Raw genomic sequence first — 22899 nt, forward strand, 5'->3', positions numbered from 1 at the left:
GTCCGGTCAGGCCGGCTGGTCCTGTCCCGCCGGGTGCGCGGTGGCCAGAAACAGCAGCACGGCGACCGGAACCGACAGGGCCCAGAACCCGATGAGCTTCATCAACAGGCTTGCCAGCAGGCCGCCCGCCGCGAAGGCGGCCAGGACCAGGGCCTGCTGGACGATCCTGGACCGGCTGTCGGCCCTCGTATCGGCATGCTGGAAATAGTCCGCGATGCCGAGCACCAGCTTCAGCGAATTTCCGGTCATCATGGTGGTCGGGACATGGTGATTGAGGATGGTCAGCATGGTGACGTTCTGCAAGGCCATGGCCACCGTCGACAGGCCGACGGCGACAAGCGTCACCGCGGAGAGCGGCCCGGAGGCCCCGGGGTCCCCCAGGCCGGCCACCAGCATGAACGCGCCGACAAGCGCGGCCTCCACTGCGAAGAGGTGCCTTACCGTGACCCTTCCAGTCCTGACCAGCCGCGACACGGCCGTGAACCAGAAGAGCGTGGCGGCGAAGAACATCGCCAGCACAAACAGCTTCAATGACGCGTTCTCTGCCTTGTGAAAGACTTCGGTGCACAGGACCACGAGTGTCCCCGTGATGAAGGCCGTGAAGGTGTGGAACAGGCCGAGGATGCAGATCACATCGACGAAACAGGCGCAAAAGGCGAGCAGGACCGGAACCATCGGCAGGCTCTGATGCGAGGCGGATCTGTCCAAGTTTGCGGGCTCCAGAGGTGTTCGTTTCAGGAAGATGTGCCATGCACCGGCGATCTTGCCAAGGCGGTTCGGACATGGCATAAGCGCGCCCTCATCAAGAGAAGGGCTGGCGCCCTCGCCAACCTGCCGAACCGGGCAAGGTGGTTTCCGCAACAGGGATGCGGCCGGTCAGATCCTCAACAGAGGCTTTCCGGTAACAAATCGGTTGATTTTCATGCGCCAGTCCTCCTCGGGCAACCGATGGAGGATTTTTTGTCTCAGGACCCAATTGCCGGACGCGCGGCGGAGTTGATCGGGCACAGGACGCCGGCAGGCACACAGCTTGCGGCGGACACGATCTGGCAGACCGCGGCCGAGGACTGCGTGCTCGCGCGGTTCAAGTCCCTGCGTATTCTGGGCGGCCTGCCGCGCCACAAGGCACCGCTCGGCCCCCAGGCCCGCCATGAACGTCTGAAAACCCTGTTGACGCTGTGGGCGAACGGCTGCACCTGCGCCGTCGACGAGGAACTCTTCGCCGACATCCTGCGCCGGCACTCGAAAACCCGTTTTCCCCGACCTGCCATCAGACCGGCATCGGCTTCAATGCCGACGTCATCCTGAGGTCCGCACTCCCGGCTTCAGGCTGCGCGATCCGTCTCACCCCCGGCGCGGCACCGGGCGCGGCTTGCCGCTGTCATCGACCGCGACCATGGTGAAGATGGCTTCCGTCACCTTCTCGCGGTGGCCGTAGCGGTGGCGCAGGGACCAGGCCTCGACGGTGATTTCCATGGACGAATTGCCGACACGGCCGACATGCGTGTAGATGCACAGGACATCGCCGACATGCACCGGGCGGATGAACTTCATCTTGTCGACCGCGATCGTCACCACGCGGCCCTCGGCCCTCTGACCGGAGGCAATGCCGCCCGCAAGATCCATCTGCGACAGGACCCAGCCGCCGAAAATATCTCCGGACGCATTGGTGTCGGCCGGCATGGCCATCGTGCGCAAGGTCAGATCGCCTTGTGGTTGTTCGTCGGTCAAGCCCGCCCCCTGTTCTGATTCTCTTCGAAAGACTACAAGCAGGCGGCAGGATCACAAGTCTTCTTTATCAATAGGCCAGCATCAGCGCGGCCACGATCCAGAGCGGGAGGGGCGCGGCGACCCAGATCAGCAGGATCGGCAAGCCCCGGGTCAGCAGCGTGGATTTGGACATTGATCTGCTCCGCGAGGGTCGTGATCAGGCGATTGCCTGAATTTCCAGGACAGTCAGGATCGTGAGCGCGGTCAAACCCGCCAGAAACGCGACTTTGGCGTTGCCGACAAGTGTTTGCCCGGAAAGGTCGCGTTTCGGCTCCGGCATGCCCCGGCTGTCGAGATACATCGACATCAGCATGAGCGAGGACACGACGAACCTCACCACGGCAAGCCCTTCCGCGGCGAGAACGATTGCAATCAGCATGCCCCCCTCCCGTCGGATTGATGCGAACACAGCTCCTCAGGTGGATTGGCCCCGGGCGTGCCGAAGGTGGCCAGCCACAGGCTCTGGGCAATGCGTTCGGCCACGGCAATGATCTCGTCGCCAAGATCGGGAACGAACAGCTCGCGGACAACCGGACGGAAAACGCCCAGCCACTCGCCATAATCGGCGCTGACCAGTTCTTTCTGTTTCAGGTGGGCCGGGACCGGCCTTCCCTTGTAGGCGCCGTTTTTCAGCAGGACCGATTGCCAGAAAGCTTCCATTTTCGGCAGGTGCTCGTCCCAGCGTCCCTCCAGCCTGCGCTCGAAGATCCCGCCCAGGCGCGGGTGCTTGCGGATGCAGCCGTAAAACGTGTGCACCATCACCCGGATCGCCTGTTCGTCCACCTGTTCGTAGCGCTGCAGGCGATCGCCGGTCCCGACGGGTCGGTGCGCCTGCAACTTGTATCGATGGCCTTGTGTATCGCGGGCTTCCATCGCCGCCTCCAAACATTCATTCTAAATGCATCTTTTAAATGACACAGCCTGACGCTAAAATCAACATTCCAGATGAATGTTATATGAGACCCTCCCATGCGCCTCAGTCAGGCCAGCGATTTCGCCTTGAGAATACTGATGGCGGCCGGCCAGTCGGATGCGCCGCAGACAGTCGACAAGCTGACGACGCAGCTCGGCCTCGCCAAGTCCCATGTCATGAAGATCGTCGCGCTGCTGGCCAGGGCCGGTTATCTGGAGACCACGCGCGGACGTGGCGGCGGTATCCGGCTCGCCAGGCTGCCGGCGGAAATCCGGCTGGGAGACGTGGTTCGTCTGATCGAACCGGATCTCGGCGTCGTCGCCTGCCTGAAACCGGCACCCGCCGATTGTGTCTTCCTGCCGCGTTGCGCGCTGAAGGGGGCCATGGCGCGGGCGGCGGAAGCGTTTCTGGACAGTCTGAATTCCGAGACACTGGCCTCGATCCTGGCGGGCACCCAGCAGGTGCCCCTGCCGACAGGCGTGCGCTAAAGCGTCGAGGCCTGCTCCAGAAACTCGAGCTCTTCCAGACAGTAATATCCGGAAATCCGGCTGATGGTGCCGGCGCGCTTCCAATTGTTGAGGACACGGCTGACGTTCTCGCGGGCAGCACCGGCCATGTTGGCGATGTCCGCCTGGCTGAGCTTGTAATGGATCAGCAGGCGGCCGTCGTCGAGCGGTTTGCCGAAGGTCTCGGCCAGTTGCAGCAGCGTCTGGGCGACACGTCCGGGCAAAGGCAGGAAGGAGCGCGCCGCAAGGACATCATTGGCATGACGCAGGCGTTTGCCGACGATGGACAGCATGTGACGGTAGACGGCCGGATGCTCGTCGGAAAATCTCTGGAAGGCGGCCTTGTCGATGAAGGCGAGCTGGGCCTCCTTCAGGGCGCTGACCGTCGCCGAACGCGGCCGCCCGTCGAGCAACGCCAGTTCGCCGACCAGATCGCCCGGGCCGAGAACGGCCAGCAATTGTTCGTCGCCGTCCACAGACAGCAGCGCCACCTTCAGCGAGCCTTCCAGCACCGCGTAACAGCCGTTGCCCGGGTCGCCGTTTTCAAAGAGGATCGTTCCCGCGGCAATCTTCATGGGCCTCGCCAGACGGGACAGCCCCACCGCGAGTTCCGGATCAAGCCCTTCCAGTGAAAAGCTGTTTTTCAAAAAGTCCTTAATTTCCGCCACATTTTCCCCCTGCAACGAAGTTCCGACGCCCGCGAATTTTCATGGTCAAACGAATTCCTGTGATGCCCGTCACGTGCATTCGAACAAAATAGCCCTATATCGATGGACATGGAAGCGGGGTCGCCCCTCCCCCTTCCAGACCTCCGCGAAAAACGGTCCTGTTCCCCGCAGGACCGTTTTTTCGTTTGTCCGGCAGGCATTCCCGCCCTGTCAGCGATGACAAGGTGTCAGTGTCACGCCTGTTACTCAAGCGCCATTTTCCGAATTCAGGCTGCACGCCCCGTCAATTCAGGAACACGTCCTTCTTTTCCAGCGTGTGGAAGAACCGGTCGCTGGCAAGAACCTCATACTGGCACTCGCGGATCGCCACCTTCCTGCGCGGCTCGTCGCGGCGCAGCCGGTCGTCCGCATGCCCGGGAATGGCGGCGACAAAACTCAGCTCTTTCATGCCGTCGAAATGATTGTGCAGAAGCCGGTGCAACTCTTCCGGATCGTCGGTTTCGGGCAAGGGATCGGCCTTGCCCAGCATCTTCAGCCCGTGCGCCGCCGCAAGGCGGGCCAGACGCAGGGTTTTCAGGCCGGACCTGACCGGCGAAATCACCAGCGGCGGCACGGCGTAATCGGCACGCTCGATCGCCTTGAACACAAGACGCGCCAGCGAGGTGCGGGCCAGCATGCCCTCGCGCACGGCCACGAAATCGGGTTGCCGTTTCATCAGCACGCTGTAACGGGCAAGCTGCGCCTCGGCTTCCTCAAACAGGAGCTCGTCCGGCAACAGCCGCAACCACGCGCGCCGCTGCAATTGCTCGCGGGTAAACATGCGGTCGCCATAGGTTTCCTGCATGCGGGCACTGACAGGCACGACCCGGTCGCCGCTGAAAGCAATTGTCACACCGAAAAGCGCGCGCTTGCCGACCTTTTGCGCCGTTTCCTGAAGCGGACGGAATTCGCGCGGCCACAAGTCCGTTGCCACCATCGCTCCCAGGGCGCTCAGCCGGCCCTGCTCGACCAGCTCGCGCAGGGCGCGGTCGACCCCGAAGGCAAGGCCGTAGTCCAATGCTCCAAGTGTAATGCGCTTCATGAAAGACCAAGCAACTGAATAATCAGTCACATCCCTGCGGCATTCGCTGAAGCTTTGCAAGCCGGTTGTTGGCAGTGAGCGGTGTCTTTTTCCGGTTTATCTTCCCGGAAGCGCTTCGAAAACCGGTCCGATCCGGTCCCGGACCTTGTAGACCACCAGGGTTTCCAGCGGCACATCATCGACCTTGCGTGTCAGGTCTGCGAGTTTCTCGACAAAGGCGAAGGCCTGTTCCAGCTGACCGGCATTGTCGCGGCGTTTTTCGGCAACATAGAGCCCCGGCCCGTCGAACGGGACCGGGTCCGGGTCTCCCTGCATGATGTAGCGGATGCGCTCGGTAACCTGGGCCACCGGCACAGTGTCTTTCAGCAGAAAATCGAGCTGGCCGTTGAGGCCGTAGCTGGTGGTTGCGACGAAGGTGGCGCCCTCGCGCTCCGCGATTGCCGCCACCTGCCGGCCGATTTCAGGCCAGCCGCGCAACTGGAAGGTCGGGTCCTTGCGGGCCAGGCTGCCCGTGAGCGGCGCGACCGCATGGGTTTGCACCAGCACGGCGATAGCAAGCCCGAGGACGACGCCGGCCCGGGCCAGCCCCTGCCAGAACCTTTGTCCGGGCTGCAGACCGGCAACGAAAACCGCCGCCATCATCGCGAGGGCCGGAAACAGGGGGGCCGGCCAGTTGGCCTGAACCCGGGCGTGGAGCGAATGATAAAGCAGGTACACAAGAAACGGCAGCACCGTCAGGACAAGAAGCGAGGCCGCCGTGTCGCGCGCCTTCAGCCCTTTTGCCAGCAGCACGGCACCAGCGACGGCCAGCACCGCGATCAGCGGGTTCAGCAGGCCGATCAGACCGCCCAGAAACTCGAAGATGTATCTGGCGGTGAAGCCGCCGCCGCCCGCACGGCCGAACTGCTTGCTGAAGCTGACCCAGTCGTGGAGGTGGTTCCAGTACAGCACCGGAGAAAAGCAGAGCACTGCGATCAGACCGCCGGCCCAAACCTGCCAGGATTGAAGCCAGCGGCGCGCCTGCGGCACCCACAGCAGCCACAGGACGATGCCGGCTCCCAGAAACAGGACGGAGTATTTGGCAAGCAGGCCAAACCCCGCCATCAGTCCGACGACGAGCCACCAGTTGGCGTTCTTCGAGGCTGACAGCTCGGCGAGCGCCCACAGGCTCAGCCCCCAGAACAGCACGGAAGGCGCGTCGGGCGTGGCCAGAATGCCGCCGATGCCGACCAGAAGACTTGCATTGAGGAACAGCACCGCCCAGCCGGCCGCCTGTCGGTCGAACAGCAGGCATGTCGTGCGCCAGAGCGCCAGCGACCCGATCACGCCGGAGGCCACCACAAGCGCGCGCACGGCAAACACCGTATCGCCGAACAGGGCCTGGCCGGCGCTGATCCACCAGCCGATCATCGGCGGATGATCATAGTAGCTCAGGGCCGGAGACAGGCCCCAGAGCCGATAGTAAGCCTCGTCCTCGACGAAATGACTGTTCGCGGCGACAAAAACCTTCAGCGCCGTCAGCAGTCCGACCAGCAGGGTCAGTCTGGCCGGGCGCAGGAAGAACGGCAGTTCGTCTCGCTGGGCGGTCGTCACGTCGCCCACCGGCCTAGGACTTCCGCCAGGTGAGGGCCGAGCTTGCCGCGTAGTTCCAGACGGCGCCCATGATCGCGCCCGCCGTGCCGGCAATCCACCAGTAGGCCGGATCGGCATAGATCAGGTTGGCGACACCGACATTGGCCAGCACGCCGACCGAACAGACCGCGTAGAAGGTCAGCAAGCCAACGACCGCTCCCATGCCGGTCAGGCGCCGGTCACGATAGGTGAGCTGGTTGTTCAGGAAGAAATTCGAGGTCATGGCGACGAACGAGGCCGCCGTCTGGGCCATGTTGAACTCCAGGCCGCCGAGCAGGAACATGCGCAGCGCGATCAGGTGCACCACCAGACCGCTTGCTCCGACCAGCCCGAACATGAGGAAACGCACGGAGACGATGTCGCCGAAGTATTTCGCCAGAAGCAGGCCGAAATAGTCGAGTGTCACCAGCGTATCGAGCTTGCTCTCGCCATGCTGTCGCTCGCGGAAGGTGAAAGGCAGTTCCTTGATTTTCAAGGCGCCGTCGGCACTCGACACCAGGTCGAGCAGGATCTTGAAGCCCTGCGGCGACAGTTTCGGCGCCAGCGCCTCGGCCTTGTCGCGCCGGACCATGAAAAAGCCGCTCATGGGATCCTGAAGAGTGACGTTCAGAAGCTTCTGCGCAAGGCCGTTGGCGATATTCGATCCGAAGGCGCGCATCCGGGACAGCCCCTCGCCGACCGTGCCGCCGTCGACCTTGCGGCTGGCAACCACCAGATCCACGTCGCCGGCCCTCAGTTCCGCCAGCATCTTCGGCAGCAGGGTCTCGTCATGCTGCAGATCGGCGTCCATCACCGCCACGAACGGCGCGGAGGAGGCCAGAATGCCCTCGACGCAGGCGCCGGAAAGACCACGGCGGCCGATACGGCGGATGACGCGGACACGTCCGTCGGATTGGGCAATGGTGCGGGCGACTTCGGTGCTGCCGTCCGGGGAGTTGTCGTCGACGACGATCGCCTCCCAGGCAATCCCGGCCAGGGCCTCGTCCAGGAGACCGATCAGGATCGGGAGGTTGGCCGCCTCGTTGAAACTGGGCAGGATAACGCTCAGCTCCGCGGTCGTGGCTGCCCGGGCCGCCCGTGCCGCCCGTGCCGATTGGCTGCCATCGCCGGAGTTCTCGTCCGCCACGCGCACCGCACTGTCCATTATTCACCCTTTTTCGCCGGCTCTGCCCGCATTTGGCGCGGACCATAGCCTGCCGGAGATTAAATTCAAGAAAAGACCGGGCCCTTTTAAGCCGAACCGTGGCGCGAGCAAGGCAGGCAATGCGGTTTAGGCAATTTGATCTGCGCTCACCCTATGTCACTTCGGACGCAGCGAAGCGGAGATCCGGGGCCCATTCGCGGTGCAGCTTGCCGCAGCCGGTCTGATTGTGTCGTGACTACGCTGCCCATACCCACCGCTCTGGAAACGAGTAGGCCCCGGCTCTTCCTGCGGTCGGCCGGGGTGACATCATGGGGAGACGAAAATCAACTCAACCATGTTTTGCCTCCCCCTGTTTTACATCCACGCATTCAGCTATAAATTGTGCTTGAGCGCACACGCATTGTAAGCTGCCAGATGCCTTACTTCGTCTATATCCTTGCCAGCCGGATGAACGGTACGCTCTATGTCGGGGTCACCAATGATCTCGGCCGGCGGATGGAAGAGCACCGCAACGGAACCGCCACAGGCTTCACAAGAGAGCATTCCGTTCACAGACTTGTCCATGCCGAGAGTTTCGATCAGGTCGAAGAGGCGATCGCGATGGAAAAGAGGCTGAAAAAGTGGCGCAGGGCTTGGAAGGTGCAGCTCATTGAACGGGAGAATCCGGACTGGAAAGACCTCCTGGCGCCATGACTCCCGATGTCACCCCGGACGCAGCGAAGCGGAGATCCGGGGCCTACTCGCGGTGCAGCTTGCCGCAGCCGGTCTGATTGCGCTGCGACCGCCTTGCCCGTTCCGAAACCTCTGGAAACGAGTGGGCCCCGGCTCTCCCTGTGGTCGGCCGGGGTGACATCATGGGGAGACGAAAATCAACTCAACCATGTTTTGCCTCCCCCATGTTTTACATCCACGCATTCAGCTATAAATTGTGCTTGAGCGCACACGCATTGTAAGCTGCCAGATGCCTTACTTCGTCTATATCCTTGCCAGCCGGATGAACGGTACGCTCTATGTCGGGGTCACCAATGATCTCGGCCGGCGGATGGAAGAGCACCGCAACGGAACCGCCACAGGCTTCACAAGAGAGCATTCCGTTCACAGACTTGTCCATGCCGAGAGTTTCGATCAGGTCGACGAGGCGATCGCGATGGAAAAGAGGCTGAAAAAGTGGCGCAGGGCTTGGAAGGTGCAGCTCATTGAACGGGAGAATCCGGACTGGAAAGACCTCCTGGCGCCATGACTCCCGATGTCACCCCGGACGCAGCGAAGCGGAGATCCGGGGCCTACTCGCGGTGCGACTTGCCAAAGCCTGTTTGATTGCGCTGCGACCGCCTTGCCCGTTCCGAAACCTCTGGAAACGAGTGGGCCCCGGCTCTCCCTGTGGTCGGCCGGGGTGACATCGACATAGTGGCGTCCCCTCCCCACCCCCTGCTCCACCTTGCCCTTGCGGTCCGTTTCGTCTAGGACAGCGGCACTATCGGACTGCCGGACGCCAAGGGTTTTCAAGCTTGTCACCGGCGGCGCACTCGCCAGGACAAAAAAGACCTCATGGCCAAGAAACCGAACAAACTGAAGGCACGCCTGCCGCGCGGCTTCGTCGACCGCTCGGCCGCAGATATCCGCGCCACCGACGAGATGCTGGGCAGGATTCGCGGCGTCTACGAGCGCTACGGTTTCGACCCGGTCGAAACGCCGGCGTTCGAATATACCGATTGCCTCGGCAAGTTCCTTCCGGACACCGACCGGCCGAATGCCGGTGTGTTCTCGGTGCAGGACGACGACGAACAGTGGATGAGCCTGCGCTACGACCTGACCGCGCCGCTCGCGCGTCATGTCTCTGAAAACATCAACGAGATCCAGCTCCCCTACCGCAGCTACCGGGCCGGCTGGGTGTTCCGCAACGAAAAGCCGGGCCCGGGACGGTTCCGTCAGTTCATGCAGTTCGACGCCGACACGGTCGGCGCGCCGGGCGTCCAGGCGGACGCGGAAATGTGCATGATGATGGCCGACACCATGGAAGCCCTCGGCATTCCGCGCGGGCAATATGTCATCCGCGTCAACAACCGCAAGGTTCTGGACGGCGTGCTGGAAGCCATCGGCCTTGGCGGCGACGACCAGGCCGAACAGCGGCTGACCGTTCTCAGAGCCATCGACAAGCTGGACAAGTTCGGCGTCGAGGGTGTGGGCCAGCTTTTAGGCGAAGGGCGCAAGGACGACAGCGGCGATTTCACCAAGGGAGCGGGACTGGAAGCAACTGCGATCGAAAACATTGTGGCCTTCGTTTCGGGGACCGGCACTTCGGAAAATGAAGGTGTCTCCGAGTTGAACTCCATGGCTTCGATCTTCGCATCCTGCGGCTACGGTGACGACCGCATCAAGATCGACCCTTCCGTCGTCCGCGGCCTCGAATATTACACCGGTCCCGTCTATGAGGCTGAACTCCTGTTCGACGTTACCAACGAGAAGGGCGAAGTGGTCCAGTTCGGTTCCGTCGGTGGCGGCGGGCGCTATGACGGGCTGGTCAAGCGCTTCACCGGCCGCGACGTGCCCGCGACAGGCTTTTCCATCGGTGTCTCGCGGCTGATGTCCGCCTTGAAGAACCTCGGCAAGCTGGACACGTCCGATGTGACTGCACCGGTTCTGGTCACGGTCATGGACGGCGACGTGGACGCCCTTGGACGCTACCAGAAAATGGCGCAGGAGTTGCGCGAAGCCGGAATCCGCGCGGAGATGTACCAGGGCAACTGGAAGAAATTCGGCAATCAGCTCAAATACGCCGACCGGCGCGGCTGTCCGGTTGCGATCATCCAGGGATCGGACGAGCGCGACGCGGGCGAGATCCAGGTCAAGGACCTGATCGAGGGCAAGCGGTTGTCGGAAGAGATCACCGACAACGTCACCTGGCGCGAAAGCCGGCCGGCGCAGGTCACCGTCAAGGAAACCGACCTTTTGAAAACCGTCACTGACATCCTGAACGGCCATGCCGAGGATCGCAAACGGGCGAATGAGGGCTGAGCGATGACGGCAGCACGGACACAGGCACTGGACCCGGCGAAGATCGACGCGGTTCTGGAGTTGTTCAAGGCCGAAGGCCACACACCAGTCAGCCCGCCGATCCTGCAGCCGGCGGATGTCTTTCTGGACCTGACCGGCGAGGATATCCGCCGCCGTCTCTACCTGACCAGCGGCACGGACGGCATCGACCTGTGCCTGAGGCCCGACTTCACTATTCCGGTCTGCCGGCATCACCTGGGGGAGCCCGGTGCGACACTGCCAGCGGCCTATTGCTACAACGGGCCGGTGTTCCGTCAGCGCCCGGACGGGCTGGGCGAAATTCCACAGCTCGGTGCCGAAAGCCTCGGGCGTGCGGACACCGCCGAGGCCGATGCCGATCTCCTGGCGCTGTCGGTGAGGGCGCTGGACACTTTCGGGCTTGGTGACAGCCGGATCCGCATTGGCGACGAGACGCTGTTCGCCGCCGTCCTGAAAGGCCTCGACCTGCCGACCGTCTGGCGCAGGCGGCTGCGCGATCTGTTCGGCGAGACCGACCGCCTGAATGCCGCCATCGGCCGCATGGCCGGAAGCGCTGCCGCGGACGACGAGCGCCGCGACGTCCGTCTCGGGTTCCTGTCCGCGCTGGAAGGCACCGATCCGGAAGCTGCCCATGCGGTGGTCGAGGATCTTCTGTCGATCGCCGGCATCTCCGCTGTCGGAGGCCGCACACCGAGCGAGATCGCCGACCGCTTCCTGGAGCAGGCGGCGCTGGCCAGCGGCGCGCGCGGACACGACAGGGCCGCCGAGACCCTGACAGCCTATCTGTCGCTTCAGGCCGACGGCGCCAACGCCGCCGATGCGCTGCGCGATTTTGCCGGCACCTTCAACCTGGGCCTGGACACGCCTCTGGCCGCCTTCGAACAGCGGCTCGCTGCCGTCGAGGCCAGGGGCATCGCCCCGTCCCGGCTGTCCTTTTCCGCCGATTTCGGACGCCGTCTCGATTATTATTCCGGTTTCGTGTTCGAAATTTACGCCGCCAACCGCTCATTGGAAGGGCCTCTGGTCGGTGGCGGACGCTACGACAAGCTGGTCACCCTGCTGGGCGCCGGGGAAGACGTGCCGGCGATCGGCTTTTCCATGTGGCTCGACCGCATAGCCGCGAGTGTTGCATCATGAGCAAACTGATCATCGCCATCCCCTCCAAGGGCCGCCTGCAGGAAAACACCCAGGGGTTTTTCGCACGCGCGGGGCTGAAAGTGCTGCAGCCGGGCGGCGCGCGCAATTACCGGGGCGCCATCAAGGGCCTGGACAATGTCGAGATCGCCTTTCTGTCGGCCTCCGAAATCGCCCGCTCACTCGCCGAGGGCGCGGTCCATTTCGGCATCACCGGGCTCGATCTGGTGCATGAGAACATCACCGACCCGGAAGCCAGCGTACACATCGTGACGCCGCTGGGGTTCGGGGCGGCCGACGTGGTCGTGGCCGTGCCCAAGGCCTGGATCGACGTGGAGACACTGGCGGATCTTTCCGATGTCGCCTCCGATTTCCGCAATCGCCACGGCCGCCGTCTGCGCGTCGCGACCAAATACGTGACCCTTACCCGGTCCTTCTTCGCAAGCCACGGGATCGCCGACTACCGGATCGTTGAAAGCGCGGGCGCCACGGAAGGCGCGCCGGCCGCCGGCTCTGCTGAACTGATTGTCGACATCACCACCACCGGCTCGACGCTTGCCGCCAACAACCTGAAGATCCTCACCGACGGCGTCATGCTGAAAAGCCAGGCCAACCTGGTGGCGTCCCTGAGTGCCGACTGGTCCGACACCGCTCTAGCCGCTGCAAGAGCGATCCTGGACAGGGTCGCGGCCGAAGAAGCCGCGCGCAATGTCAAACTGGTCAAGGCCGTCGTCGACGACCGCACGCAAGCGCTCAGATCCGTCAGTCAGATCGGCGCCGTTCAGCGCTTCTCCGACAGCGACGACAGCCATCATGTCAGCATTCTGTGCCCCCGCGACACCGTTGCCGACTGCGCCCAGCTGCTGATAGAGGCCGGCGCGGAAACAGTCACCGTCGAAACGCTGGACTACGTCTTTTCCCGTGAAAACAGATTGTTCGCGCCGCTGAAGGACAAGGTTGGCGGATAATCCGGGCAAGAAGGACGGCTCTGCGATAAAAAACTCTGACAGGGCACTCTTCAAATTCACACCGGCCTCGTGAAATCCGCCCGCGCCTGCTCGATCGCGTCCCGGCAACAGCAGCCTTCCAGATGGTCGTTGACCATGCCCATGGACTGCATGAAGGCATAGACCGTGGTCGGGCCGACGAAGCTCCAGCCGCGTTTCTTGAGGTCCTTCGACATCGCGGTGCTTTCGTCCGTCTTGCCGAGGGTTCTTGCGGTGGCGAAGTCGATTCTGGCCGGCCGGTTTTCCGGCTTCGGCTCGAACGACCAGACATAGGCCGCGAGCGATCCGAATTCCGCCCGCAACTCGATTGCCCGCCGGGCGTTGTTGATGGTCGATTTTATCTTTCCGCGGTGGCGGACAATGCCCGCGTCACCCAGGCAACGCTCCACGTCCGCATCGGTGAAGGCGGCGAGTTTTTCGACCTCGAAATTCGCGAAAGCCGCGCGGAAAGCATCCCGTTTGCGCAGAATGGTCAGCCAGGAGAGCCCCGACTGAAATCCCTCCAGGCAGATTTTCTCGAACAGGCGGCGGTCCTCGTCGACCGGCCAGCCCCATTCGGTGTCGTGATAAAGCAGGTAGTCTTCAAGGTTCGCATGCCACCAGCATCGTTCCTTGCCATCGGGGCCCGTCAGCAAGCCGGTTTCCGGGTCGCGCTCCGCCTTCACGGTGCTGCCGGTGATCTTTTCCGCCATGGGCCTGCCCCTTATTCACTCTTTGTTCTCCCTCTGGTAAAGGCGAACGGAGGCCGGTGCAAGGCCGCTGACGGCGCGGTGCCCCGATATGATACAAAAAACCCGGCACATGGCCGGGTTTTTCGTGACTGACAGGAAAAAAGGTCAGGCGAACAGGGCGTCGATGTCGTCCTGGCTCGCAACGTCGACATCGCTTTCCAGCGACGGGCCGTTGAGAAGGGCCGCATCGCCTTCCTTGGCCTTGCGCATCTCGGTCTCGATTTCCTTGAAGGTTTCGATGCCGCCCCAGATATCCATCATCTGCTCGATGCGGTCCTCGATGAAGCGCAGCGTTCCAACCACCTTGGTGATGCGCTGCCCGGTCAGATCCTGGAAGTTACAGGCTTCGAAAATCTGGACGACCTGGTCGCGGATGTCGCCGGCGAGCTCGGATTCCTCCTTGCCAACCCGCGCGGACAGCGTATTGGCGGTCTCGTCGATGAACTCGGCGGCGGACAGGATGGTTTCCGTCGCCCCTTCCGTCCCCGAGACCACTGCGTCCAGCTCGTTGGTCACGCGGGTCATATCCTCACCCTCGGAGCCCGTGGTCTGGTGCAGGGTCGCGATTTCTTTCTTGGTCTGGGCAATCGCCTCGTAGATCGCGTCGAGTTCGACCTTCAATTTGGCGGCTTCCGACAATTCCTTTCGGAATTCGGACATGAACTGTTCGCTCATCGCCTGCGGATCGAGCGCCGCCTGCTGTTCCGCGCCACTGCCCACCAGGGATTTCAGACTGGCGATTTCAGCCAGAACTTCCTGATGCCGACGCTCTTCAGCAAGGACGGGGTCACGACTCGCCCCGGAATTCATTTTAATCAAGCTTTCCGCTCGGAAGGATCTTTTCACCGCGGCCATGCCTACTCCCGTCCATTGCCCCTGCAGGCTACCTTTAATCGTAATATTTCCCAGCTATAACAGTGGAAGTTTAAGGAATTGTTTTTCCGCCGACGTGTCCTGCCGGGAGACAGATTTGGGCTTTGGTAACGGTTTCTTGGCTTTCCTCTCTGCGAACCATTGGTTATTCTTGCAATATAAAAGATCAACGCAACCGCCAGATGCATGCACAGGCCATATTCTCGGTGCTAATGTGGTCGCAATCGATGCTTTGGGCTATATGAAATTCATGCGTGGTTTTCTCGTATTTCTACTTCTTTTGTGCGGGGCGTCCGGGTCTCCCGCCGCAGCTTCGAGCGATTCGTTCACCACCGATGAGCTGCTGAGCGGCTTTGAGAAAACCGTGTTCGGCCTGGAATACCGCAGCTGGAGCTGGCGGCCCTATCTGGTCAAGAAATTCACCCGGCCCGTGCTGTTCCATGTGTACAGCCTGTCGTCACGTGACCGGACCCAAACCGTTCATCGTTTCATTCAGGAGATCGGCAACCGTGTTGGCGGCCTGAGCACGGCGGTCACCAACGATCCCGCGGCGGCCAATTTCAACGTCTATGTGGTCGACCGTGCGCAATACGAACAGGTGGTGAAGAAAAACATCTACAAGAACGACCGTGCCCGTGTTCCCGGCCGCTGCCTCGTGCGCGTCGTTTCCGGCCGCAAGGGCATCAAGCGTTCGGCTGCCGTGATCGTCTCGGACGAAGGCGAGTTTCTGTTCAAGCGCTGCCTGGTCGAGGAATTGCTGCAAGGTCTCGGCCCGATGAACGACGATGCAGACCTCATTCATTCCGTGTTCAACGATTCTTCGCGCCACAGCCGCTTCACCGTCTTCGACCAGATCATCATGAACATGCTTTATGATCCGCGGATCAAACCCGGCATGTCCCGCAAGCAGACACGGCAGATCCTGCCGCTCGTGGTCAGGGATGCCCGCTGGCGCGTGCGTTAACCAAGGAATCTCGGAAAACGCCGCAGAGTCAGTCTCAAAAGAAAAAATTAACCATAGACCTTGGCTACCGGCCGTATTTTATTAATCCTGTTCATAAACCAAACAATAACCATAAGAAAAGATTACCTGAATTCTCTAAGCAGGATTCACGTTTGACTGATTTCAGCACCTTATCATCCTTTCCATTCCGTAAACCGGCAGATTTGAGATGGCCTCATTTCCGCTGAACGTTGTCGATGACAAGTTTAAAGGTGCTGCAATGTTGTTTTTGCGCCAGATTTCGCGCCAAATTTCCGGCCAAATTTCCGGCATGGCTCTCGGCCTCGCCGGTGCCCTGATCCTTTCCGCCGGTCTGAGTGCCGCGCCGGCGAGCGCCGGTCAGGTGTCACCGCCGCCGCTCGTTCTCAGCCCCAACCTGACCGAACCATGGTTGCTGCAATTGCAGCCGCGCGTCGAGCGCAGGTCGACGGCCCGGCGGTACCAGTTCAAGCAGCAACGGCAGCAACGGCAGCCGAAGGTCCGGCGTACCAACTGGTGGTCTCCCCGCCAGCAGCCGGTGCGCCAGCAGCCTGTGCGCCGGCAGCCGCAACAGGCACAGAAGCCGAGAACACGTCAGATCGCGCAGCAGTACCTGCCGACGATCGTCGATTATGACGGCGGACAGAAGGCCGGCACGATCGTGATCGATACCAATGCCCGCTATCTCTATCTGGTCCAGAAGGACGGCACCGCCCGGCGCTACGGCGTCGGTGTCGGCAAGCCCGGCTTCGAATGGGCCGGAACCCACAAGGTCACCCGCAAGGCGGAATGGCCGGACTGGCGGCCGCCCGCGGAAATGCGTAAACGCCGCCCCGACCTGCCGGTCTTCATGGCCGGCGGCCCCCAGAACCCGCTCGGAGCGCGTGCGCTCTATCTCGGATCGACGCTCTACCGCATCCATGGTTCCAATCAGCCCTGGACCATCGGCCATGCGGTCTCCTCCGGCTGCATCCGCATGCGCAACGAGGACGTGACGGATCTGTACGAGCGGGTCGGTGTCGGAACCAGGGTCATCGTCCTCTGACACGACCGGCCCGGCACCTCGGTGTCTTCCGGGAAAACGCGCGCTCTGCCAGCGCGTTTTCCCGCCCCCACGCGACGACCGGCCGGAGCGGGCACACAGGGTGCCTTCACCGGTTCCGTGTCACCCGGCCTCACATGCAACCGCTTCGGCCTCACGGTGGAGGCCGTTTCGCGTGTGCCCTGCTGCGTCCCGGCGAATTGTTCCGACCGATCCGCCACCTACCTTGAAAAAAGCCGGTTCATGGCATGACAGACCCCTTGAAATCACTCTCCTCCGGATCCGACGCCGCCTATTTTCTGAAGGCCGCGCTGGTCGGTCTGCTGGTCGGCGGCCTTGCGACGGGCTTCCACACCGGGCTGGAGTTTCTGTTCGGCCAGTATGCGGCGCTGCGGGCGTCACTCGGCACCGGCCTTTTGCCCTATGTCGTCTCGATGGCGATATCGGCTGCCTGCGTCACCGGAGCGTTCCTGCTGGTTCAGCGGGTTGCCCCGGAAGCCGCGGGCAGCGGCATTCAGGAAATTGAAGGCGCCATGGAAGACAAGCGGCCGCTCAACTGGGTGCGGGTGCTGATCGCGAAGTTCTTCGGGGGCCTGCTTGCGCTCGGATCCGGTCTGGTGCTCGGCCGGGAGGGACCGACCATCCACATGGGAGCGATGACCGCAGAAGCGATTTCCAGGTCGAACGGCGTGTCGCCCTCCGACCACAAGGGGCTTCTGGCCGCAGGCGCAGCGGCCGGTCTGGCCGCCGCCTTCAACGCGCCGCTGGCCGCAATCCTGTTTATCGTCGAGGAAACCCGGCGCCAGTTTCCCTTCGGCTACCGGACCTATATGGCGGTCATCATCGCCTCCATCCTGAGCGCGGCGGTCACCGAGCAATTGACCCATATCGGCCCGCCGCTGCTTGTCGAGGTGTCCTATGTGCCGGTATGGAGCCTTGTTCTGCTGGGCCTTCTGGGCATCGTTCTCGGCGGTCTGGGTGTGTTCTTCAACTGGGCTTTGATTAAGGCCATGGATCTCTTCCAGAAGATCCCCGCGAGGCTGCGCCTGTTGCCGGCGCTCGCGATCGGCGGCGTCACCGGGGCGCTCCTGATCGCGTTTCCGGATGCGACCGGCGGCGGTGAAGACCTGGTCCATGGTCTGGTCACGTCCCAATACGGCGTGATGGTGCTGATCGCGCTGACGGTGCTGCGCTTCGGCGGCGTGCTGTTTTCCTATGCTTCAGGCGTCCCGGGCGGCATTTTCGCGCCGATGCTGTCCATCGCAACCTGCGCCGGGCTTGCATTCGGGGTGGCCACGACGAGCATCCTGCCCATGGATGACGATTTCCGGGCCGCTTGCGCGGTCGCCGCGATGGGGGGATTCTTCGCCGCTTCCGTGAGGGCGCCGCTTGTCGGCGTCGTGCTGGTGATGGAACTGACGGGCGCCTATACGCTGATCATGCCGGTTCTCGTCACCTGCACGGCCGCCTCGCTGACCGCGCATCATCTTGGCGGCCGCCCGATCTACGAACAACTCCTGGAACGCACCTTGCGGCTTGCAGGGGCCGCGCCCGACAAGGAGACCGACGTGACGCCGGTGCAACTCGGCACGCGGGACGGCTGACCCCGGAAGACAGCCGGCGCGGCTATTGCGCGGCTTCCATCGGCGCAGTCACCGGGTGCAGGCCTTCCGGACACGGGCCGCCATAGATCCAGTCCAGAAGTTCCACCGTGTGCAGGATCGGTATGTCGGTGCCGAGGCCGATCTGGGTCATGCAGCCGATGTTGCCGGTCGCGATAACGTCAGGTGCGGTTCTTTCGATGTTGGCGACTTTCCTGTCGCGCAGGCGGCGGGCGATTTCCGGCTGAAGAATGTTGTAGGTGCCCGCCGAACCGCAGCACAGGTGCCCCTCGGGCACGTCCTTCACCCGAAATCCGGCCGCAGATAGAAGATCCTTCGGTTGCCGGGTGATCTTCTGGCCGTGCTGCATGGAACAGGCGGAATGATAGGCAACGGTCAGGTCGGGAGTGACCGCTGGAGCTCCCAGCTCGATACCGGTCAGGAACTCGGTGACGTCCTTTGCCAAGGCGGAAACGCGGCTGGCCTTTTCGGCATAGACCGCATCGTCCTTCAGCATATAGCCGTAGTCCTTGATCGTGGTGCCGCAGCCGGATGCGGTGATCAGGATCGCGTCGAGGCCCTCCCCCTCCGCTTCCGCGGTCCAGGCATCGACATTGCGGCGGGCGTTTTCCAGGGCAGAGTCCTCGCGGCCCATATGATGGACCAGGGCCCCGCAGCAGACTTCGCCTTCCGGCAGCACGATCTCGTAGCCGGCGCGGCGGAGAAGCCGGATGGTGGCGTCGTTGATGCCCGGGTTAAGGACCGGCTGGGCACAGCCGCCGAGCAGGGCGACGCGGCCCTTGCGCACCGGCGCGGCCGCCTCGAACACGCCCGGCCCCTCGTGCATGCCGCGCCCGGGCGACCTTGCGGGCGCGAGTTCAAGCATTGCCCCAAGCCTGGCCAGAGGCCCGCCCAGCGCCTTGAAGGCCCCGGCGAGCGGGCGGGCGAAAAACGCCCCGGTCAAGGCGAGCCGGAACCGGTTGGGATAGGGCAGCACGAAGGCAAGCAGCGCGCGCGTCACCCGGTCGGAAAGCGGTCTCTTGTAGGTCTTTTCGATGTGAGTGCGGGCGTGATCGACCAGATGCATGTAATGCACACCGGACGGACAGGTGGTCATGCAGGCCAGACAGGACAGGCATCGGTCGACATGCTTGACGACCTTCTCGTCGGCGGGACGATCGTTCTCCAGCATGTCCTTGATCAGGTAGATCCGCCCGCGCGGGCTGTCGAGTTCATCGCCGAGCAGGGTGAAGGTCGGGCAGGTCGCCGTGCAGAAGCCGCAATGCACGCATTTGCGCAGGATCTTTTCGGACTCCGCAACATGGCGGTCCTTGAGCTGCTCTGCGGTGAAGTTGGTCTGCATTCTGTCCGGCGCCCCTCAATTGCCCGCATTTCCTGCGGGCGTCTCCTTCCGACTGACCCGGATCGTAGGGGCTGGCATTTCACCACACAAGGCGTCATTCCGGCACAAGAGCACCCCCACGGCGGAATGAATTCAGCTTTCAACACACAAGACCCGGCCGCGATCCCGTGGCCGGGTCTTGTGTTCGATCGTCAAGAACTATCAGAACAGCCAGGTCTGCGGATCCGGCACAGGCTCGCCGCGCGAGGCAAGCTGCAGGCCCTTGATGCAGCGGATGATCATCCAGATCAAAAGCGCGATCAGCAGGAAGATGCCGACGACCACGAAGGTCAGCAGAATGCCGACCAGGCTGCCCAGCAGTCCGATCCAGAATGTGCGGATCTGGAAGGTGTAATGTGTATCGACCCAGCCGCCGGCCTTGCCCCTGTTCAGATAGGCGAAGATGATGCCGATCAGCGACGTGAAACCTATCAGAATACTCAGGAGATAAAGAATGTAGACGAGGGTGACATTCTTGCCGCCGGGCTCAATATAGCCTGCCGCATCGGATTGTTGATCCATTTTGGTCTCCGCAAAAAATATCCACGTAAAATAGACTGATCAGACTACACACCTGTGACCATTCGTCCAGGGTTTAGAATGCCCTTGGGGTCGAACTGTCCTTTCAGGCGCCGGGAAAGCGCCGCCAGAGCATCGGGCTGGGGTTGGAATATGGCGACGTTCGCGCGCACGGACGGATCGGCGCGCACGAGGGTCGCATGGCCGCCCCCGGCCGCGGCAATCGCCGTGCGGATTTCGCCGTCGTGCACCGCCCCGTCGTTGCAGGACAACCAGACAAGACCGCCGCTCCAGTCATAGAACGCGCTCACATCGAACGCGGCCTTCAGGCGCGCCACCAGGCGCGGACCGTCCGAAGGCGCGACGGACACGCGCCACACGGGGGTCCCGGAGCCGGCAAAGACCTTCACGTCCCGGATGTTGCGCCACAGTTCTTCGGATTGGGGCGCCTCCAGCCGGTCGGGCGTGCCGAAATCCCCGAGAAGCTTCTCCAGCGTCCTGAACCTGTAATCGACCGAGGTTTCGAACCCTTCCAGGCGCAGCAGGGTCCTGGCGGACGTGCCGCCAAGGCCGCCAGGCAGATCACCGTTCGGGCCGAAGGGCAGGTCCGCGGGCAAGTGGGCGGCCCCGGACACTTCCGCGGATGATCCCATGGCCCGGCACAAGGCCTTGACGGCGTCCGCCTCGTTCAGTCCGCCAAGCAGGAAGGTCGCGGAGGTTTCCGGCTTCGGATTGACCTTGAGCGTGACCGTGGTCGCCACGGCCAGTGTGCCGAACGCCCCGCACAGCGCTCTCGGCAGATCGTATCCGGTGACGTTCTTGACCACCTTGCCGCCGGAATTGAAGATTTCGCCCCGGCCGGAAACGGCTTCCATCCCCAGAATGTGATCCCTCGCGGCGCCCGACTTGATGCGGCGCGGACCGGAAAGATTGGCCGCCAGCACGCCGCCGATGGTTCCCCGGCCGGGATCGCCGCCGAGCAGAGGGCCATAATCCATCGGCTCGAAGGACAGCTCCTGGCCGTTGTCGTCGACCAGCTTTTCGATCTCGGCGACCGGGGTCCCGGCCTTCACGGTCAGCACCAGTTCCGCCGGCTCGTAACTGTCGATGCCGGTGAGATCGGACAGGTTCAGGACATGGGCTGCCTGAACCGGACGGCCGAGCTTTCTCTTGGATCCGTGCCCGACGATTTCCAGAGGCTGTTCTTCGGCTGCCGCCCATTTGACCGCGTCTTCAACCTGCTGCGTTGCACGCGGCTTGAACGATGCATCCATTCGGAAATTTCCTCAAAAACGCGGGATATCGGGAAAGGGCAACTGTCCCTTGTGGACATGCATCCTGCCGAGTTCGGCGCAGCGATGAAGCAGCGGGAAGACCTTGCCCGGATTGAGCAGATGCTTTTCATCGAAGGCGCATTTGACCCTTTGCTGCTGCTTCAGGTCGTCCTCGGTGAACATGTCCGTCATGAGGTCGCGTTTTTCGATGCCGACGCCATGCTCGCCTGTCAGCACGCCGCCAACCTCCACGCACAGCCGCAGGATATCCGCGCCGAAGGCCTCGGCCGCCTCCAGTTCCCCGGGCTTGTTGGCGTCGTAGAGGATCAGCGGATGCAGGTTGCCGTCACCGGCATGAAAGACATTGGCGACGCGGAGCCCGTGCTTCTCGCCCAGTTCGCGCATGCGGGCGAGCACCTTAGGCAATTCGCGGCGCGGAATCGTGCCGTCCATGCACAGGTAGTCGGGCGAGATCCGTCCGACCGCCGGAAAGGCCGCCTTGCGCCCGGCCCAGAAGGTCATGCGTTCCTCTTCGCTTTCGGAAACATGCACCTGACTGGCCTGGTTGGTCCTGGCGATTTCCTCGACATGGCCGATGAGATAATCGACCTCGCCTTCCGGACCGTCCAGCTCCACGATCAGGAGCGCCTCAACGTCCCGCGGATAGCCCGCGTTGACGAAGTCCTCGGCTGCGTGAATGGCAAGCCTGTCCATCATCTCCATGCCGCCGGGAATGATGCCGGCGGCGATGATGTCGGCCACGCAGCGGCCGCCGTCCTCGCTCGTCGGGAACCCTATCAGCAGGGCCCGCGCGGTTTCCGGTTTCTGCAGGATGCGCACGGTCACTTCCGTCACGACACCAAGCAGTCCTTCCGACCCCGTCATCAGCGCCAGCAGGTCGTACCCCTCGCTGTCGAGATGCTTGCCGCCCAGGCGGATGACCTCGCCGGTGATCAGCACCATCTCCAGGCCGAGCACATTGTTGGTGGTCAGCCCGTATTTGAGACTGTGCACACCGCCGGAATTTTCCGCGATGTTGCCGCCGATGGAACAGGCGATCTGGGAGGACGGGTCCGGGGCGTAGTAGAAGCCTTCGTGCTCGACTGCCCGCGTGATGCCCAGATTGGTGACACCCGGCTGGACGACCACGGCCCTGTTGTCGAAATCGATGTCCATGACCCGGTTGAATTTCATCATGGACAAGAGGATACCGTCTCCCAGCGGCAGCGCACCGCCCGACAGCGAGGTGCCGGCGCCGCGCGGCACCACCTTGACATCGTTGTCGTGGCAATACCTGAGCACCTTCGACACCTGATCGACGGTTTCCGGCAGGACAACGATCAACGGCAGCTGGCGATAGGCCGTCAGCGCGTCGGTTTCATAGACCCGCATTTCGCGTTCGTCGTGGATCACGCCCTCTCCCGGCACGATGGCCTGCAGCGCGCTCAGGATTTCCTTGCGGCGCGCGATCACGGCCTGATCGGGCGCTGGCATCGCAATTGCGGTCACCGGGTCGACTCCTTCTGGTGTACAACGTTGATCCGTCGGGGTAGGCCTGTCGTAACATGTGACGGCCAAGAAACGGTC

At 62.7% G+C, this 22899-nt stretch carries 24 protein-coding genes and 1 riboswitch; of the genes, 10 read left to right on the forward strand and 14 right to left on the reverse strand.

Translation table 11 applies throughout. The annotated features are described in order from the left end of the window. Positions 1 to 6: 6 nt before the first annotated feature. A complete protein-coding gene (locus tag AC0VX3_RS23240; RefSeq protein WP_475522511.1) occupies positions 7 to 708 on the reverse strand; it encodes a YoaK family protein in 702 nt (233 codons plus the stop codon). Between the two features lie 86 nt (positions 709 to 794). Next, positions 795 to 919, forward strand: a riboswitch (SAM-I-IV-variant riboswitch). 41 nt (positions 920 to 960) lie between these two features. Between AC0VX3_RS23240 and AC0VX3_RS23245 the strand changes: the two genes are divergently transcribed. Further along, positions 961 to 1308, forward strand: a complete 348-nt coding sequence (locus tag AC0VX3_RS23245) for a hypothetical protein (protein WP_475522512.1) — start codon at positions 961 to 963, stop codon at positions 1306 to 1308. A gap of 36 nt (positions 1309 to 1344) precedes the next feature. Here AC0VX3_RS23245 and AC0VX3_RS23250 read toward each other — a convergent pair whose 3' ends face one another. From AC0VX3_RS23250 to AC0VX3_RS23260, 3 genes are all read right to left on the reverse strand, one after another. Continuing rightward, positions 1345 to 1689, reverse strand: a complete 345-nt coding sequence (locus AC0VX3_RS23250) for an acyl-CoA thioesterase (protein WP_342891836.1) — start codon at positions 1687 to 1689, stop codon at positions 1345 to 1347. Positions 1690 to 1927: 238 nt separating this feature from the next. Then, a complete protein-coding gene (locus AC0VX3_RS23255) occupies positions 1928 to 2149 on the reverse strand; it encodes a hypothetical protein (protein ID WP_475522513.1) in 222 nt (73 codons plus the stop codon). Beyond that, entirely contained in the window at positions 2143 to 2643 is a 501-nt protein-coding gene (locus AC0VX3_RS23260) for a group III truncated hemoglobin (RefSeq protein WP_475522514.1), read from the reverse strand. The genes AC0VX3_RS23255 and AC0VX3_RS23260 overlap by 7 nt, the downstream gene beginning before the upstream one ends. 96 nt (positions 2644 to 2739) lie before the next feature. On the opposite strand from AC0VX3_RS23260, the gene AC0VX3_RS23265 reads away from it, so the two are divergent. Further along, positions 2740 to 3171 carry an RrF2 family transcriptional regulator gene (locus tag AC0VX3_RS23265; protein WP_475522515.1) on the forward strand — a complete coding sequence of 144 codons (432 nt, stop codon included), beginning with the start codon at positions 2740 to 2742 and terminating at the stop codon, positions 3169 to 3171. Here the strand turns inward: AC0VX3_RS23265 and AC0VX3_RS23270 are convergent. The 4 genes from AC0VX3_RS23270 to AC0VX3_RS23285 form a co-directional block, all read right to left on the reverse strand. Then, positions 3168 to 3857, reverse strand: a complete 690-nt coding sequence (locus AC0VX3_RS23270) for a Crp/Fnr family transcriptional regulator (protein ID WP_342891103.1) — start codon at positions 3855 to 3857, stop codon at positions 3168 to 3170. The genes AC0VX3_RS23265 and AC0VX3_RS23270 overlap by 4 nt on opposite strands. Before the next feature lie 283 nt (positions 3858 to 4140). Continuing rightward, positions 4141 to 4938: a ChbG/HpnK family deacetylase gene (locus AC0VX3_RS23275; protein ID WP_475522516.1), complete on the reverse strand. Its 798-nt coding sequence runs from the start codon at positions 4936 to 4938 to the stop codon at positions 4141 to 4143. A gap of 96 nt (positions 4939 to 5034) precedes the next feature. Then, complete coding sequence (locus tag AC0VX3_RS23280; RefSeq protein ID WP_475522517.1) at positions 5035 to 6531, reverse strand: ArnT family glycosyltransferase; 1497 nt, start codon at positions 6529 to 6531, stop codon at positions 5035 to 5037. Positions 6532 to 6544: 13 nt separating this feature from the next. Beyond that, a complete protein-coding gene (locus AC0VX3_RS23285) occupies positions 6545 to 7714 on the reverse strand; it encodes a glycosyltransferase (protein ID WP_475522518.1) in 1170 nt (389 codons plus the stop codon). A gap of 414 nt (positions 7715 to 8128) precedes the next feature. Between AC0VX3_RS23285 and AC0VX3_RS23290 the strand changes: the two genes are divergently transcribed. The 5 genes from AC0VX3_RS23290 (at position 8129) to hisG (ending at position 12849) form a co-directional block, all read left to right on the forward strand. Then, positions 8129 to 8407 (forward strand): GIY-YIG nuclease family protein, encoded by a 279-nt coding sequence (locus tag AC0VX3_RS23290; RefSeq protein WP_475522519.1) that lies wholly within the window; start codon positions 8129 to 8131, stop codon positions 8405 to 8407. Between the two features lie 268 nt (positions 8408 to 8675). Then, a complete protein-coding gene (locus tag AC0VX3_RS23295) occupies positions 8676 to 8954 on the forward strand; it encodes a GIY-YIG nuclease family protein (RefSeq protein ID WP_342891837.1) in 279 nt (92 codons plus the stop codon). 308 nt (positions 8955 to 9262) lie between these two features. Then, positions 9263 to 10729 carry a histidine--tRNA ligase gene (hisS, locus tag AC0VX3_RS23300; protein ID WP_475522520.1) on the forward strand — a complete coding sequence of 489 codons (1467 nt, stop codon included), beginning with the start codon at positions 9263 to 9265 and terminating at the stop codon, positions 10727 to 10729. Positions 10730 to 10732: 3 nt separating this feature from the next. Continuing rightward, positions 10733 to 11884, forward strand: a complete 1152-nt coding sequence (locus AC0VX3_RS23305) for an ATP phosphoribosyltransferase regulatory subunit (protein ID WP_475522521.1) — start codon at positions 10733 to 10735, stop codon at positions 11882 to 11884. Beyond that, entirely contained in the window at positions 11881 to 12849 is a 969-nt protein-coding gene (hisG, locus tag AC0VX3_RS23310) for an ATP phosphoribosyltransferase (protein ID WP_475522522.1), read from the forward strand. The genes AC0VX3_RS23305 and hisG overlap by 4 nt, the downstream gene beginning before the upstream one ends. A 56-nt stretch (positions 12850 to 12905) precedes the next feature. On the opposite strand, the gene AC0VX3_RS23315 is transcribed toward hisG, so the two are convergent. Together AC0VX3_RS23315 and AC0VX3_RS23320 are read right to left on the reverse strand one after the other, a co-directional pair. Continuing rightward, positions 12906 to 13580, reverse strand: coding sequence for a DNA-3-methyladenine glycosylase I (locus tag AC0VX3_RS23315; protein ID WP_475522523.1), 675 nt, complete (start codon positions 13578 to 13580; stop codon positions 12906 to 12908). 144 nt (positions 13581 to 13724) lie between these two features. Continuing rightward, complete coding sequence (locus AC0VX3_RS23320; protein WP_342891111.1) at positions 13725 to 14429, reverse strand: protein phosphatase CheZ; 705 nt, start codon at positions 14427 to 14429, stop codon at positions 13725 to 13727. 160 nt (positions 14430 to 14589) lie between these two features. On the opposite strand from AC0VX3_RS23320, the gene AC0VX3_RS23325 reads away from it, so the two are divergent. The 3 genes from AC0VX3_RS23325 to clcA all read left to right on the forward strand — a co-directional run bounded on the left by AC0VX3_RS23325 (position 14590) and on the right by clcA (position 18120). Then, positions 14590 to 15456: a DUF2927 domain-containing protein gene (locus AC0VX3_RS23325; RefSeq protein WP_475522524.1), complete on the forward strand. Its 867-nt coding sequence runs from the start codon at positions 14590 to 14592 to the stop codon at positions 15454 to 15456. 310 nt (positions 15457 to 15766) lie between these two features. Continuing rightward, a complete protein-coding gene (locus tag AC0VX3_RS23330) occupies positions 15767 to 16519 on the forward strand; it encodes a L,D-transpeptidase (RefSeq protein ID WP_475522525.1) in 753 nt (250 codons plus the stop codon). Positions 16520 to 16764: 245 nt separating this feature from the next. After that, positions 16765 to 18120, forward strand: coding sequence for a H(+)/Cl(-) exchange transporter ClcA (clcA, locus tag AC0VX3_RS23335; RefSeq protein WP_475522526.1), 1356 nt, complete (start codon positions 16765 to 16767; stop codon positions 18118 to 18120). A gap of 22 nt (positions 18121 to 18142) precedes the next feature. Here clcA and glcF read toward each other — a convergent pair whose 3' ends face one another. The 4 genes from glcF to AC0VX3_RS23355 all read right to left on the reverse strand — a co-directional run bounded on the left by glcF (position 18143) and on the right by AC0VX3_RS23355 (position 22806). Next, complete coding sequence (glcF, locus tag AC0VX3_RS23340; protein WP_475522527.1) at positions 18143 to 19480, reverse strand: glycolate oxidase subunit GlcF; 1338 nt, start codon at positions 19478 to 19480, stop codon at positions 18143 to 18145. 201 nt (positions 19481 to 19681) lie between these two features. Then, positions 19682 to 20041: a DUF4870 family protein gene (locus tag AC0VX3_RS23345; RefSeq protein ID WP_342891116.1), complete on the reverse strand. Its 360-nt coding sequence runs from the start codon at positions 20039 to 20041 to the stop codon at positions 19682 to 19684. Between the two features lie 44 nt (positions 20042 to 20085). Continuing rightward, complete coding sequence (glcE, locus tag AC0VX3_RS23350) at positions 20086 to 21312, reverse strand: glycolate oxidase subunit GlcE (RefSeq protein WP_475522528.1); 1227 nt, start codon at positions 21310 to 21312, stop codon at positions 20086 to 20088. Between the two features lie 12 nt (positions 21313 to 21324). Then, positions 21325 to 22806 carry an FAD-linked oxidase C-terminal domain-containing protein gene (locus AC0VX3_RS23355; RefSeq protein ID WP_475525237.1) on the reverse strand — a complete coding sequence of 494 codons (1482 nt, stop codon included), beginning with the start codon at positions 22804 to 22806 and terminating at the stop codon, positions 21325 to 21327. Between the last annotated feature and the right edge of the window lie 93 nt (positions 22807 to 22899).

Source organism: Roseibium sp. QJM3NY_11 (assembly GCF_056173175.1).